Below are 14,048 nucleotides of genomic sequence, written 5' to 3'. Positions count from 1 at the left end.
TCGGCGAGCTCGGCCGCCGCCGTGGCGCGCCGGTCGGCGTCGAGGGCGTGCGCGACCTCGCCGCGCAGCCGCACGGTCGTGCGCGGGGCGGGACGCTCCGCGGTGAGCCGGGCGAGGGCCTGGAACGCGTCGTACGCGGAGGCGCCCCACGGCTCGCGCACCAGGTGCAGGCCGTCGACGTAGCCGCGCAGCCGCTCCCGGCGCTCGACCAGGGCACGGCGCAGCTCGCCCGCCGCGCGCGGGTCGCCGGGGTCGACGTCGAGCGTCATGCCGCCGAGGAGACGCCGCGCGGAGGCGAGCCGCCAGGCCGCGTCGGGGGCGACGTCGAGCAGCACCTCACCGACGCCCAGGTGCTCCAGGCGCTCGCGCAGGGCCACGGCGGCGCGCCGGTGCCCGGGGACGTAGAGGACGGTGCGTCCGTCGGCGGCGGCGTCGGCCACCAGCGCGGCGAGCGTGCCGGTGACGTCGCTGTCCGCCGGGGCGTCCACGAAGACGTGGCTGCCCCCGGCGACGACGTCGAGCACGTGCTGCTGCGCGGGGTCGAGGTCGCCCACACCACGCTCGGTCGCGGGGTCGCGGTCGCCGCGCGCCGGGGCCGGGATCTCGACCGCGAGCTGCTCGACGGCCCCGGTGACGCCCGCGAGCGCCGCCACGACCTCGTGCCGCTCCAGGGCGGGCGCGAGGCGGTCGAGGTCGTCCACCAGCACCTGCCCCGGGTGCACGAACGTGCCGACGACGATGCGGTCCACGAGCTGGAAGTCGTCCAGCACCGCCGCCCCGAGGGAGGTCAGGCGTGCGATGGCGTCCCGCGGGTCGAAGCCGGAGCCGGTGAAGGCGCTGCGGGCGACCGCACCGGGGTCGATGAGGGCGCCGCGCGAGCGCAGGGCGCGGCCGAGCACCGGGTTGACCTCGAGCGAGGGCTCCAGGGTCAGCTCGTAGTCGCTCTCGGCGGTGCCGCGGGCGCGCAGCGACACCGGGCGCAGCAGCACGGGAGCGCGCACCCGGCGGGGCGCACCGGCGGCAGGGGCCTCGGTGTCGCCGTCGGTTCCGGCGGCGCCCTGCTCGCGGGTCGCGGTGGCGATCGCGGCGACGTCGTCGGTCGCGACGTCGGGGGTGCTGCGCTCGGTCCACGACGCGATGCCGATGGCGAGGTAGGTCGGGGCGATGCCGTACTGCTGGGCGTACGTGGCGGCGCGCGCGGCGACGGCTCGGGCGCGGCGGCGTGCGCTCGCCAGGGCCGCGCCCTCGCGGACGAGGTTCGACAGCCGGGTCTCGCGGCCCGCGAACAGCTGGGCGGTGCCCGAGGGGTGCGCGGCGGACAGGTCGAGGGCGGCCTCGCCGAGCAGCTCGACGTCGGCCAGCGTGGAACCACCGGCGGCCTCGACCAGCGCGGCCCGCCAGGTCCCGGTCGCACCGGCGACGAGCTCGGCGGCCGAGGGCGGTTCGACGAGGACGGGACCGGCCGCGGGGGCGGCGTCCCCGGCGGCGTCGGCGGTGTCCGCACGGTCGGGGCTGGCGCCGTCCGTTCCGGTCGACGGGGCGGGCGGGGTCGCCGGTGTGCCCGGGACCGCCTCAGGGGCGGCCGGTTGCCCGAGGGCGGGACGGCGCGCGGGGACCTTCACCCGCAGAACGCTAACCGCAGCGGGGCCCGAGCGGGGGTGTGACGCGCCGCCGCACCGGGTGATCGGGGCGTGATCACGCGGGATCGTGCGGCGCGGAGGGGGCTCACCCGAGGGCTCGACGTCAGGACGGAGCGGGGAGGTAGTCGACGGTGCGCACCGCGCAGGGGGCAGGCGATGCGCACCGTCGAGCAGAACTATGGCCCGGGGGTGGTGCAGCGGTCAACAACCTGGCCTCCCCTCGGGTGAACGCTCACACAGGCTGGTCACAGACGCGGGACGTCGTCGCTGGTCGGAGGCCGGGGCTTGTGAGGCAGATCACCCGGTGCCGTGGGCCGCGGATCCCGACCACGCGGTCGTCCGGACGGACCTCAGGCCGGCGACGAAGTCACCTGGGACGCGGACGGTGCGGCGGCCGCCACGGTGCTCGGCACGATCGGCTCGGCGCCTCGGCGCGGTCGGCCCGGCACGGTTGGCTCGGCGCCTCGGCGCCTCGGCGCCTCGGCGCGGTCGGCCCGGCACGGTTGGCTCGGCGGCTCGGCGCGGTCGGCCCGGCGGCTCGGGGCGTCCGGCTCAGGGGCGTGGCGCGCGTCCATCGGGGCTCGGGCGTCCCGCCCGGTGCGTCGCGCCGCCTGCGCCGCGGCGGCGCTCTCGACCGCCCGATGAGGACGGCCGACGGGACCTGTCAGCCGCTGCAGGTCCCGCCGGCCAGATCTCCATTCCAGGCCAGCACCACCACCCACCAGCACCGTTGAGTGCTCCACGCGGCGCGAACTAGGTGCCGATCGCCCATCGAGGCGTCCCTGTTGAGGGGTGGGTCGCACCCACGAGACCCGCGGGTGAGTGGTGGGGCCGCGCCCCGCTCAGGGCTCGCGCCACCCCAGCAGGTCGGCGCGTCCGCCGAAACCGAGCTTGCGCAGAGCGCGGCTCATGTGGTTCTCGACGGTCCGCACGCTGAGGTGCAGCCGGTCCGCGATCAGCCGGTTGGAGAGCCCCTCCTGCGCGAGCACCGCCACCTCGCGCTCGCGCGCGGACAGCGGCTCGGCGCGCGCGGACCCGCGACGCACCGGCTGCACGGCCGCCGGGCCGGTGAGCACGACCCCGGGCGCGGCGCGTTCGGGACCGGCGAGCTCCTGCCCCGCCCGGACGAGCTGGGGCGCCACCGCCGTGTCGGTCCGCGGCAGCGCGGCGACCGCGGCGTCCACGTCCCGTTCGGAGACGGCGAGCAGCAGCTGGATGTAGGGCTCGACGAGGGGGATGTCGGTGCGTGCGAGGACGTCCCGCACGTACTCGGCCCGTGCGGGCGTCAGCGAGACCGTCCCCCCGGCCCAGGTCATGAGCGCGGGCTGCAGCAGCCCCTCCTCGGCGTACCGACGCCCGGCCTGCCAGGCGGTCTGCGCGGCGCCCTCCGCGTCCCCCTCGGTGGCGACGGTCACGACGTGCGCGAGCACGCGCATCGACCGCAGCAGCGGGTGGTAGGTGCGCGGGGTCTTGTCGAGCTCCCGGACCAGCACCTGAGCCAGCGTGACGTTGCCCGCCTGCGCCTGCAGGATCGCGCCGACGGTGAGCCCGCGCCGGTAGAAGGTGGTCTCGATCGGCCCGGCGGGCCCGAGGCGCAGCGCGGTGCTGACGACGCGCCACGCGGCCCGGGTGCGCCCGCTGTGCAGCAGGACCTCGGCGAGCGCGCACGCGTGCACCCGGATGCCGAGGGAGTCCACCGCGTCGTAGGCGGCGTCCAGCATCCGGCGCAGCCACCGCTCGGCCTCCTCGGTGCGGCCCGCCATCGCCAGCGCGATCCCGCGCACGGCCGCGAGGTAGTGCCGGGGCTCGGGCTGCGCGTCGGCGAGGTCGTGCGCGTCGCACACCCGCACGGCGTGCTCGGGGCGTCCGCTCTCGAGCAGGGCCGCCGCGCGCACGACGACGTCGACGCCGCGGAACGACCGGATGGCACTGGCAGCAGCCGGGGCGGCGACGACGACCTCCGGGTCCGCACCCTCCTGGAGCTGGGCCAGGAGATCGCCCTTGAGGTCCCGCAGCGCCTCGAACTCGGTGAGGTCCGCGCCGCAGGTACGGATCTCGGCGTCGATCTCCTCGGGGCTCGCCCCCTCCCAGCCGCGCCAGCGCGCGCGGTACTGCCCGTGCGCCAGGTACTCGGCGGGGCCGTCGCACTCGGTGGGTCGGGTCGTCTCGAAGACCGTTCGCAGCTGGTCGCCCGCGGGGCGGCGCATGAGCAGCGCCAGGTAGGCGTTGGCGGTGCGCAGAGACGGCGCCTCGAGCCAGGCGGCCCGCAGCGACGACTCCTCGACGGCGGCGCGCTCGTGGATCAGACCGGCGAGCTCGGCGGTCCACCGCCAGTACTCGTCGCCGTCGCCGACGGTGTCGCGCAGCAGCACGGTGCTGAGCTCGTCCTCCTGCGCGCGCTGCGGCAGGATCGCGGAGCCGACGCCGGCGTCCACCCGGTTGGCGAGCTGCCGCCTGCGGTGCGCGCTGGTGCGCTCCCGCATCGCGCGGGCCACGGCCGGCGGGGCCACCCCGACCATCTCCCCCGCGCCCGCGACGTCCAGGCTGACGACGCGGCCCGACTCCACGAGCTCCTCGAGCAGCGGCGGGGCGACCAGGCGCCCGGCGGTCTCCGCCGGGAGGGGGCCGAGGCCCGCGAGCAGCTCCAGGGCGTCGACGAGCTCCGTCCGCGCGCCCGAGAGGAACACGTGAGCGACGGTGTCCACCGGCACCTCGTCGAGGGTCCCGGCGTCGACCCACATCTCGTCGACGCGGTCCAGGGCGCCGACCGCCCGGGCGGCGTCCGTGAGCGCGACCACGGCGCGCGGGTTGCCGCCGGTCTGCGCCATGACGGAGGCCGTCAGCCCGGCGTCCGCCGGCGCCCCGAGGACGGCGCCGAGGAGGTTCGCGACGCCCCGGAACCCGAACGGCGGGATGCGCACCTCGGCGGGAGCGCGGTCGGCGAGGACCTCGCGCATGGCGGCGGTGGGGCGGCGCAGCGGGTCGACGGTGGTCGTCGCGACGAGCACGCTCTGGGTGCGGGCGAGCACGCGGCGGACGACCGCGAGCGTGCCGGCGTCGACCCGGTCCAGGTCGTCGATGAGCAGCAGGCTCCGCCGACCGGCGAGCTCCTCGGTGAGCCAGGCGGTGAGCGCCGTCTCGTCCGAGGTGCGGGGTGGCACGGAGGCGTGGTCGAGCAGCGCGGACAGCGGACCCGACCCGCTGGAGCGGAGCAGCATGCCCTGGCGCCCGCGCCGCGAGGCGTCGGCCAGCAGCGCCTCCAGGACGGTCGTCTTGCCGGACCCGCGGTCGCCCCGCAGCAGCACGTCCCGCCCGAGCGGCATCCACCGCTGGACCGCCGCCATCGGCACGGCGAAACCCTCGACCTCCATGACCGGCACTCCCCTCTCGCTCCCGAGTGCCCAGGGTCCGCCGCCGCACCACTCAACCCGAGTGGTGCCACCACCTACGCAGCAGCAGCGTGCTGGACAGCACTCAGCACGGGGATGCAGCCCGGGCAGTTGTTGAGGGGTGCCGTCACCACCTACCCCACGCACGGCGGGTCCCGGTGAGGTGGTGCGGCGCCGCTCAGGCGCGTGGGTGCAGGCGTGCCCCGGGGATGACCGGGGCCGGCAGCGGCGGGTGCGGGTGCCGGGCGACGCGGCCGAACCGCGGCGCCGGGGCGGAGCCGTCCGCGATCTCCGCCTGCCACTGCGTCCGCGCCGCCACGACCTCGTCGTGGTCCCGGCCGATGAAGTTCCACCACATGACGACCTGCTCGCCGAGCGGCAGCCCGCCGATCAGCAGGACGCGGAGGCCGTCGCCGTCCGGCGCGGCGTACAGGGTCAGCGAGGTCGTCCCCGGTGCCCGGTACAGCAGGTGGTCCCGCGGGGCGGGGACGCCGTCCACGGTCAGGGAGCCCGCGTCGACCAGGACGGCGTGCTCGAAGGACGGGTCGACCTCGACGGTCCACGTCGCACCGGGCCGCAGCCGCACCTCCGCGCCGACGAGCGGCGAGAACGTCGGCACCGGCGACGTCTCCCCCGCCAGCGACCCGAGGAAGACCCGCACCTCGCCGCCGGCCACGGGCGTCACCGGCGGGACGTGGTGCTGGAACGCCGGGGCGACGTCGCGGTCCCGCTCGGGCAGGACCGTCCAGAGCTGGACGCCGTGCAGCACGGTGGTCGCGGGCGTCGAGTCCTCGGAGTGGCTGATCCCGTGCCCGGCCGTCATGAGGTTGAGCTCGCCCGGGCGGACCAGGCAGTGCGTGCCGAGGCTGTCCCGGTGCTCGATCTCGCCCGAGAACAGCCACGACACGGTCTGCAGCCCGGTGTGCGGGTGCGGCGGGACCTGCATGCCACCGGTCAGGGCGACGTCGTCGGGACCGTAGTGGTCGAGGAAGCACCAGGCGCCCACGAAGGACCGCGCCCGCTGCGGCAGCGTCCGCCGCACCGACATCGCCCGGACCCCGCCGAGCGGGACGTCGCGCGGCTCCAGCACCTCCGTGCCGGGCGGCAGCCCCTCGCCCGCCGGAGCGGGGGCGGGGGTGCACACGCGCTCGGTGGCGACGGCCTCCAGGTTGGTCATCTGCCGCTCCTGCTCGCGTCCGGTCCGGGCGCGCCCAGCGTACGTCGGACGACCTCGACGTCGCGGACGCCCGGGCCGAGGGACGGTGCGTCCCCCGGCGGGTGCCACCGGACCACCTCCGCGGGTCAGGGCGCCTCACCGGGGGCGAGGCCCGCCCACGGGTCGACCGCGACACCCCAGGCGTAGCCGCCGAGCCCGGCGGCGACCGTCACGAGCCCCCAGAACCCCGCGAGCAGGAGGGTACGCACGCCCGGCGCCTCGACCGCGCGGGCGAGCGCCCGGCCGAGCGGCACGGTCACCACCCACGCGACGAGGAGCGCCGTACCGGTGGGGACGCCCCGCACCAGCGCCACCGCACCGAGCACGGCGAGCGGCGAGCAGACCACGGGCAGGAGCACGGGGCTGCGCAGGGCGGAGAGCACGTCGGCATCGTGCCCACGGTCGCCCTCCTCGTGGGACCGGATCCGGAGGACCTGCCGACGGCCTGCACCCGATCTCCCCGAGCCGTGCCCGAACCGGCCCACGACGGGCGAGGTCGGTGCCGTCGGGCGCAGGGGGACGCCCACGGGACGACGCGCCGCCGGGGCGGGGGTCGCGCTGGTCGCGCTCGTGCTCGCGGAGTGCGTCCGGAGGTCGACGGGTCGTGCGCCGAGTCGTCCGCCGTGCGGTGCGGGGTCCACGCGGTGACCGTGACCGACCGCGGACCCGCGCCCACGGCATCAGGTCTCCCCGTCGTCCCGCGCGGGCGTGCGGCCGTAGCATCGCCGCGATGCGTCCCGACCCCGCCGACCCCGTCCGGCCCGCCGCCGGGGCACCCGCCCGGGACCTCGTCGCGCGGCACCAGGCGCTCGCCGCCCGGGCGAGCGACGTGCTCGACCACCTCGACGCCGCGACCGTCCGGGTCGCCGCGCTCGTCGAGGCCGACCGCGAGGCCCGGGTCCGGGCCGAGCTCGGCCGGGTCGCCGTCGAGCAGCTCGGCGCCATGACCGACCGGAACCTGCGGCTGCGCGCGCTCGCCGACGCCGGGTACGCGACCGCCGCCGACCTGCTCGGCGTGCCCGCCGCGACGCTGGACGCTCTGCCCGGCGTCGGGACACAGACCGCGCGCAGCGTCGTCGCCGCCGTCGAGCAGCTCGCCGACGCGGTTCGCGGCGGCGTGCCCGTCCGGCTCGAGCTGGACCGCTCCGGCCGCCCCGACACCGCCGCGACCGCCGAGGTGCTGCGGCTGCTCGACCGGCTGCTGCGGCTGCGCCCCGTGGTCGAGCCGCACCGCACGGCGCTCGCCGACTACGCGTCCGCCGTCGCCGTGCACGCGGCGTCCGCCGCGCCCGCGACCGGGCGGCTGCGGTTCGCGCTCACCCGGCGGGCGGGCAAGGAGCGGGCACGTCGTGCGCTCGACGCCCTGACGGGGTGGGAGCCGGTCGTCGCCGACGGGCTCGGTGCCACCGTCGACCGGCTCGCCGACGCCTGCGCGGCCCCCGACACCGACGGGCCCGCGCTGTGGGACGTGCTGGAACGCCGCAGCGTCGAGCTCTACACGGTGCTCGGCAGCATCGTGCCGCTGGCGCAGGACGTGCTGGCCGCGCGTGGGATGCTCACCACCGAGCTCGCCGAGCGCGTCACCGCGCACCCGCTCGACCAGTCGATGCTGCGGGTGCCGCTGCGCGGGTACCAGGAGTTCGGGGCGCGGTTCGCGCTCAACCAGGGGCGGGCGCTGCTCGGCGACGAGATGGGCCTCGGCAAGACCGTCCAGGCGCTCGCCGTCCTCGCCGACCGCGCCGCCGCCGGGCACACCCGGTTCCTCGTGGTGTGCCCCGCGAGCGTCCTCGTGAACTGGCTCCGCGAGGTCGACGCGAAGACCACGCTCGCCGCGCACCGGCTGCACGGCCCCGCCCGCGCCGAGGCGCTCGCGCGCTGGCAGGCCGAGGGCGGCGTCGGCGTCACGACGTTCGAGGGGCTGGCGCACGTCCCGCTCGACGGCCCGGAGGTCGCGGTGCTCGTCGTCGACGAGGCGCACCAGGTCAAGAACCCCGCGGCCAAGCGCACCACCCTCGTCGCCGCGTGGGCCGAGCGCGTGTGGCGGGTGCTGCTCATGACCGGCACCCCGATGGACAACCGCGTCGAGGAGTTCCTCGCGCTCGTCGGCCTCCTCGACGCCGACCTCGCCGCGAGCATCCCCCGGCACGCCGGGCTCGTCGGCGCCGACGCGTTCCGCCGCGCCGTCGCCCCCGTCTACCTGCGCCGCAACCAGGCGGACGTCCTGGTCGAGCTGCCCGACCTCGTCCAGGTGGACGAGTGGGAGGTCCTGACCGACGACGCGGACACGGTCTACCGGCAAGCCGTCGCGAGCGGGAACTTCATGGCCATGCGCCGTGCCGCCTACCTCACCGACCACTGGACCGGGTCGAGCAAGCTCGTCCGGCTGCACGAGATCCTGACCGACGCCGCCGACAACGGGCACCGCACCGTCGTCTTCTCCTCCTTCCGGGCCGTCCTCGACCGGATCGAGGGCATGCTGCGCGCCACCGGGCAGCACCCGCGCCTGCACGGACCGCTCACCGGCGACGTCCCCGCCTCGCAGCGGCAGCAAGCCATCGACGCGTTCAGCACCGGCCCCGCCGACGGGGTGCTGCTCGCCCAGATCGCCGTCGGCGGCGTCGGGCTCAACCTCCAGGCCGCGTCCGTCGTCGTGCTCTGCGAACCCCAGCTCACCCCCTCCGCCGAGGCCCAGGCCGTCGCCCGCCTGCACCGCATGGGCCAGATCCGCACCGTCGTCGCGCACCGGCTGCTCGCCGAGGACGGCGTGGACGAACGGATCGTGGACCTGCTCGCCGCCAAGCAGCAGGCGTTCGACGCCTACGTGCGGGAGTCGTCCGTCGCGGCCGCCGCCGTCGCCGCCGTCGACGTCACCGAGGCCGGGCTCGCCCGGGAGGTCGTCGCGATGGAGCAGGCGCGACTCGGGTACGGGCCGGTGTGGGACGCGCTCGACGCGGGCACCTGAGCGGTCAGGACGCGGTCAGGACGCCCGGACCTCCTGCGAGAACCACTCGCCCGCGAACTTCCCCGGGATGTGCACCGGCACCGGCGCCGCCCCCAGGTCCTGCTGCACGACCCGCACGACCCGCGACGCGAGCTCGTCCAGCGTCGCCCCCCACTCGGTCGGCTGGGGGAGGCTCTGCGTGAGGTCGAGCTCCTCCAGGACCAGGACCCGGGCGTCGAGCCCCGGGACGGAGAGCTCGATCAGCGGGCGCCACACCGTGCTCGGCAGCACCACCACCTCGCGCTCGTCCGGGTGCGCCGAGAACTCGGCCAGGCTCCGGGCCGTGCGGTTCAGCAGCACCAGCAGGGCGGGCGTGGTGAAGTTCTCCGACGCCAGGCGCGGGCTGCGCGACGACGCGTGGACGCCCGTCGTGGCGCTCAGCGACTGCGGCGCCTCCGCGCCGGCCGGCAGGCCACGGAAGGTGAGGCCGTCGAAGCGGGGCAGCTTGTCCATGGCGCTCAGGAAGGTCTGGGCGGCGTCACTCATGCTCGGGGGTCTCCGGGGTGTGCGGGTGGCGGGTGGTGGAAGGCTGTCCCGCCCGGCTGGGGCTCGGCGCTCCCGTCGGCGGGTCGAGCGGTTCGACCGTGCCGTCGGGTCGTCGGCGACCCGTCACCCGGCTGACGATCGGCACCTGCGCCTTGCGGAGCCCGATGTCTCCCGGGGTGCGAGGTCCGTGCGTGGCTTCGGCCTCGCGACGGGCCTTCCAGACGCGAGTGCGCTCATCCCGCTCGTCCTGGGGGAGGGCGAGCCACGTGTCGATGTCGTCGAACAGCTCACCGCTCACTCGATGACCTCTTCCAGCAGGTAGTCCGTGAACCCCCCTGGGCGGGGAGTTGCGTCCCTGACGACGAACCGCGTGCCAGGTGGCATCAGGATCTCAGCCTCGGCGCCGTAGTACGACAGCTGCTGCACATCGACGCCGGACCGACCTGAGATCGTGATGTAGGCGTTGCCACCCTCAGGACGAACTTCAGGTTTCACGGAGTGCACACGGAAGTCCTCGGCGACCGACGGTGTCGTCGTCGTGCTCCAGAAGGCGGGATCAGCCACTTCGTTGCCCACGACGTATCCCTGCACGACGTCGTCCGGGAGGTGCGTCCCCCGCAGCGTGGTTCCCGGCGCTTGCGGCAACTTGTTCATGCCGGAGACCGCGTTGTCGATGTCGGTCTGGATCCGCGCGGCCTCGTCGGGGCCGAAGGTCCTCGTCCCCCGGAGCAGCGAGTTCATGTCGTCGTATCCCTGCTGAGTGGTGTAGCGGTAGATCCCGAGCACCTCGTCCTGGGTGAGCGTGGGGTGCGTCCGTGCCACAGCGGCGGCCCACGTGTCCGGGTCGGCGCCATCGCGAGGATGCGGGATGTCGCTGATGTCTCGCAGGGCGAAGCGCGGCAGGCTCCCAGGCGTCACCGCCGCCCCGCCGGGCAACCGCCCCCGCACCCCCGCAGCGAGTCCGCTGAGCAGGTCGGACATCTCCCGCAGCAACCCGCGCAACCGGCTGACGGCCTCGATGACCGCCGTGACGCTCCGCCCGACGCGGATCGACGCCGACGCGACCCGCGCGGTCACGTCGGCGATCACCTTGGGGATGCCCGTCCCGACGGTGACGAGCGCGAACCCGGCGGCGGAGATGACGGTCCCGACGATCTGCGACAGCGTGTCCCGGACGAGGTCGTGGACGACCTGGACGATGGTGGAGCAGGTGCGCAGCGCCGACCCCATGGCGGACGCGGAGGTCCCGGCGGCGCGGGCGCGGTCGGCGAGCCCGTTCGCGTAGGCGACGTAGGCGGCGACCGAGGCCCCGGACATCGCCTCGAGGTCGGCGGTGACGACGCGGCTGAGCTCGTCCCCGGCCCCGTTCATGGCGGCGGCGACGTTGTCCCAGGTGCCCGCGAACCCGAGGACGGCCCCGGCGTCGCCGGTGAGGTCGTTGAGCCAGCCCTTGAGGGGTTCGAGGTGCTCCATGACCCAGCCGAGCCCCATGGCGATGAGGGAGCCGATCGGGTCCATGGCGGTGGCGATGGTGTCGATCGCGACGCCCGCGCCGGACAGGACGGAGCCGACCCAGTCGCCGGACTGCAGGGAGGCGTTGAGGCTGCTCAGCGAGTCGAGCAGGCCCGCGCCGCCGAACGCGGTGGAGGTGTCGACGGGCCCGACGACGAGGGGGTTCGCGCTCACCGGGGCAGGGCCCGGGCGAGCGACTGGAACCGGGTCTCGACGGCGCCGTCGACCTCGTCGAGGGACCGCGCCATGGCGCCGATCTCGGTGACCATCGCGTCGGCCGCCTCCCGGACGGCGGCGATCGCGTCGCGCGCGGCCTGGTCGGTCCCGGCGACGATGGGCGGCAGGAACGAACAGAGGAGGCCGAACGCGCCGCTGTTCAGGTCGGTGGTCTGCGCGGCGGACTGCGCGGTGCCGACGTCACCCGCGACCTGGCCGACCCGGGTGGCGTGCCGACGCAGGACGTCGGTGTCGACCTGGAATCCGTCCACGGCTCAGCCCAGCCGGGGCGCGAGCTCGGCGCGCATCTGCGCGGTCACCGGCGACTGCTCCCCGAACGCCTGGGCGGTGGCGGCGAGCGCCTGCCGGGCGGCGTCGGTAGCGGCGGCGCGGACGGTCGTCAGGATCATCGCGGACAGGTCGCGGGCGACGATCTCGGTGGCGTCGTCGGCCAGGCGCAGGTCGACGAGCTGCCCGGCGGTGTCGACCTCGACGGTGACCTCGCCGCGCGGGCTGCGGGCGCGACCGCGGATGGCGTCGACGGTGTCCTTGAAGTCCGCTGCCTGCTCCGCGCGCTGCTGAGCGGCGCGGATGTCGTCCTGCACGCGCTGCAGGGCGGCGTCGGGGTCGTCGAAGAAGCCGGTCACGTGACGCACTGTAACGGCCCGTCCGACTCCCCCGGCCGTCGTCCCCAGGACAACCACCCGCCCGCCACGACGCGCGGCCGTCAGACCGTCGCGCGCGCCGTCGCGAGCCCCGGCTCGGCGGAGAGCACGACGGTCGCCCCACCGGCCTCGACTGCCTGGAGCGTCCGGAGGCGGAGCAGACCGGGGTGCGCGTCCACGAGCCGCGCGGCGTTGGCGAGCGCACGCGTCGCCGCGACCTCGGACCGCGCCTTCTCCAGCGCGGCCTGCCCCTCGGCGCGGGCGGTGACGACGGCCGCGGCGGCGCGCCGCACCTCCGCGGGGACGACCACGTCGCGCAGGGCGAGGTCGTCCACCGCGATCCCGGCGCGCGTCGCGGCCGGGGTCACGGCGGTCAGCATCCGCCCCGGCACGGCGGCGCGGTCGGCGAGCAGCTCGTCCAGCGTGCGGCCCGCGACCTCCTCGCGGAGCGCGACCTGCAGCGCCGCGTACACGAACGCGTCGGGCTGCTCCAGCGCCTCGTTCCACGTGCGGGGCTCGGCGACGCGGACCGTCGCGAGGACGCTGACCTTGACCGACAGGCCGTCACCCGTGAGGACCTCCTGCGCGGGCAGCGTCACCAGGCGCGGGCGCAGCGGCACCCGGACCAGCCCACGACGGCGACGCGGGAACCGGTGCCGGCCGGGCTCGAGCTGCCGCTCGAACGTCCCGTCCCGGTACACCAGGACCCGCTCCCACTCCCGCACCACGACCCGCATCGCTCCGACCTCCTCCCGGTCCTCGGTCCTGCCGTCCGTCGGCTGGCACCGCACGCTCCGGCACCACGCGCCGGCGGGTACCGGGCGGTGCACGGCCGGGCGGCGCGCGGGGGACGTCCGGGAGCACCCGGGGTCGCAGACCGCCACCGCCCTGGCGGCCGCGCACCGACCGGCGGTCGGGAGTCGAACCCGAACCCTCCGCAGGGGCTTGCCACAGGAGCAGAGCTCCCGATCACACGCGCAGGACCCGCGACGGCGACGCCGTCCGGCTGCTTCCGGGAGCGAGGAGGACAGTAGGAGCGCACAGCGGTCGGGCGCCGCTCTTTTTCCCGCGGCGCCCCTGGTGGCGGCGGGCGCGACGGTGCCACGATGGTCGGCGTGGTCGGGCGTCGCCGGGGTCGGGTCGTCGCCGCCGTCGGGCTCGCGGCGGCGGTGCTGCTGCTCGCCGCCTGCGCGGCCGGAGCGAACCCGGAGGTCGGGACCGTACCACCCGGTGCGACCAGCCCGGCGGGGTTCTGGTGGGGCCTGTGGCACGGGGCGATCCTCCCGGTGACGTGGATCGTCTCGTTGTTCACGGACACCGTCAGCCCGTACGAGGTGCACAACAACGGGAACTGGTACGACGCCGGGTTCGTGCTGGGGATCTCGCTGGTGTTCGGCGGGCCGTTCGGGGCGCGCCGGGCGCGGAAGCGCTAGAGATCGGGCAGCGCGGCGAGCACGCCGTCCCCGCCCCGGGTGTGCGCGGCGAGCGGCGAGACGGGCAGCGGCCCACCCGCCTCCAGGTGCGCGGCCTGCGCGCGCAGCTGCGGGACGACGGTGCCCGCCGCCCGCACCCGGTGGGCCGCCAGCGCGTCCGCGAGCGCCCGCAGCGACGCGGGCGACGTCGTCGCCTCGTGCCCGGCCCGCAGGTCCAGGAGGGGGACGCGGGCGCGGGTCGCCCGCAGGGGTCCACGCACGTGGAGGGACACGCGACGACGCCACGCGGTGACCGTCGCGGTGGCGCGGCCGTCGAGGCGCACGGGACGGCGCCCGTCGGCGGCGAGGGTGCCGTCCGCGGGATCGAGCCGCGCGACCACGGGGCCGTTCCCGGGCGAGCGCAGGACCACCACGGCACCGGCCGTCTCCGGCCCGTCGGCGGCGGAGCCGGGGCCCGGCTCGCGCGCGAACGCCGGCACGTGCAGCGCCC

Annotated in this window: 11 protein-coding genes and 1 pseudogene; 2 read left to right on the top strand and 10 right to left on the bottom strand. The window is 76.4% G+C overall.

Annotation, left to right across the window (positions count from 1 at the left end; genetic code table 11):
• From EBM89_RS16850 to EBM89_RS20925, 4 genes and pseudogenes are all read right to left on the bottom strand, one after another.
• A pseudogene (locus EBM89_RS16850) lies at positions 1–1,622 on the bottom strand (hypothetical protein); the annotation flags it as partial.
• Between the two features lie 860 nt (positions 1,623–2,482).
• Positions 2,483–5,011: a helix-turn-helix transcriptional regulator gene (locus EBM89_RS16845; protein WP_147463595.1), complete on the bottom strand. Its 2,529-nt coding sequence runs from the start codon at positions 5,009–5,011 to the stop codon at positions 2,483–2,485.
• A gap of 196 nt (positions 5,012–5,207) precedes the next feature.
• Positions 5,208–6,035, bottom strand: a complete 828-nt coding sequence (locus tag EBM89_RS16840; protein ID WP_439647199.1) for a pirin family protein — start codon at positions 6,033–6,035, stop codon at positions 5,208–5,210.
• A 296-nt stretch (positions 6,036–6,331) separates the two neighbouring features.
• Positions 6,332–6,628: a hypothetical protein gene (locus tag EBM89_RS20925; protein WP_147463594.1), complete on the bottom strand. Its 297-nt coding sequence runs from the start codon at positions 6,626–6,628 to the stop codon at positions 6,332–6,334.
• A 347-nt stretch (positions 6,629–6,975) separates the two neighbouring features.
• On the opposite strand from EBM89_RS20925, the gene EBM89_RS16830 reads away from it, so the two are divergent.
• A complete protein-coding gene (locus EBM89_RS16830) occupies positions 6,976–9,207 on the top strand; it encodes a DEAD/DEAH box helicase (protein ID WP_122150803.1) in 2,232 nt (743 codons plus the stop codon).
• A gap of 15 nt (positions 9,208–9,222) precedes the next feature.
• Here EBM89_RS16830 and EBM89_RS16825 read toward each other — a convergent pair whose 3' ends face one another.
• The 5 genes from EBM89_RS16825 to EBM89_RS16800 form a co-directional block, all read right to left on the bottom strand.
• Complete coding sequence (locus EBM89_RS16825; protein WP_147463593.1) at positions 9,223–9,732, bottom strand: hypothetical protein; 510 nt, start codon at positions 9,730–9,732, stop codon at positions 9,223–9,225.
• Positions 9,733–10,026: 294 nt separating this feature from the next.
• Positions 10,027–11,418 (bottom strand): ADP-ribosyltransferase, encoded by a 1,392-nt coding sequence (locus EBM89_RS16815; RefSeq protein ID WP_122150800.1) that lies wholly within the window; start codon positions 11,416–11,418, stop codon positions 10,027–10,029.
• Positions 11,415–11,732: a type VII secretion target gene (locus EBM89_RS16810; protein ID WP_122150799.1), complete on the bottom strand. Its 318-nt coding sequence runs from the start codon at positions 11,730–11,732 to the stop codon at positions 11,415–11,417. The genes EBM89_RS16815 and EBM89_RS16810 overlap by 4 nt, the downstream gene beginning before the upstream one ends.
• A 3-nt stretch (positions 11,733–11,735) precedes the next feature.
• Positions 11,736–12,107 carry a YbaB/EbfC family nucleoid-associated protein gene (locus tag EBM89_RS16805; protein WP_158609705.1) on the bottom strand — a complete coding sequence of 124 codons (372 nt, stop codon included), beginning with the start codon at positions 12,105–12,107 and terminating at the stop codon, positions 11,736–11,738.
• An 80-nt stretch (positions 12,108–12,187) separates the two neighbouring features.
• Positions 12,188–12,862 (bottom strand): SPFH domain-containing protein, encoded by a 675-nt coding sequence (locus EBM89_RS16800; RefSeq protein WP_122150807.1) that lies wholly within the window; start codon positions 12,860–12,862, stop codon positions 12,188–12,190.
• A gap of 369 nt (positions 12,863–13,231) precedes the next feature.
• On the opposite strand from EBM89_RS16800, the gene EBM89_RS16795 reads away from it, so the two are divergent.
• The gene (locus tag EBM89_RS16795) at positions 13,232–13,558 is read left to right on the top strand and encodes a hypothetical protein (RefSeq protein WP_122150798.1); all 327 of its coding nucleotides are present in this window, start codon (positions 13,232–13,234) and stop codon (positions 13,556–13,558) included.
• Here EBM89_RS16795 and EBM89_RS21415 read toward each other — a convergent pair.
• Positions 13,555–14,048: hypothetical protein (locus EBM89_RS21415; RefSeq protein WP_199732173.1), on the bottom strand; the 494-nt coding region annotated here is incomplete at its 5' end. The two genes, EBM89_RS16795 and EBM89_RS21415, sit on opposite strands and share 4 nt — an antisense overlap.

Origin of the sequence: Cellulomonas triticagri, from assembly GCF_003696205.1 — a bacterium.
Lineage (GTDB): Bacteria > Actinomycetota > Actinomycetes > Actinomycetales > Cellulomonadaceae > Cellulomonas > Cellulomonas triticagri.
The sequence above is the reverse complement of the archived record's forward strand: the minus strand, read 5'-3'. Positions and strand labels throughout refer to the sequence as shown.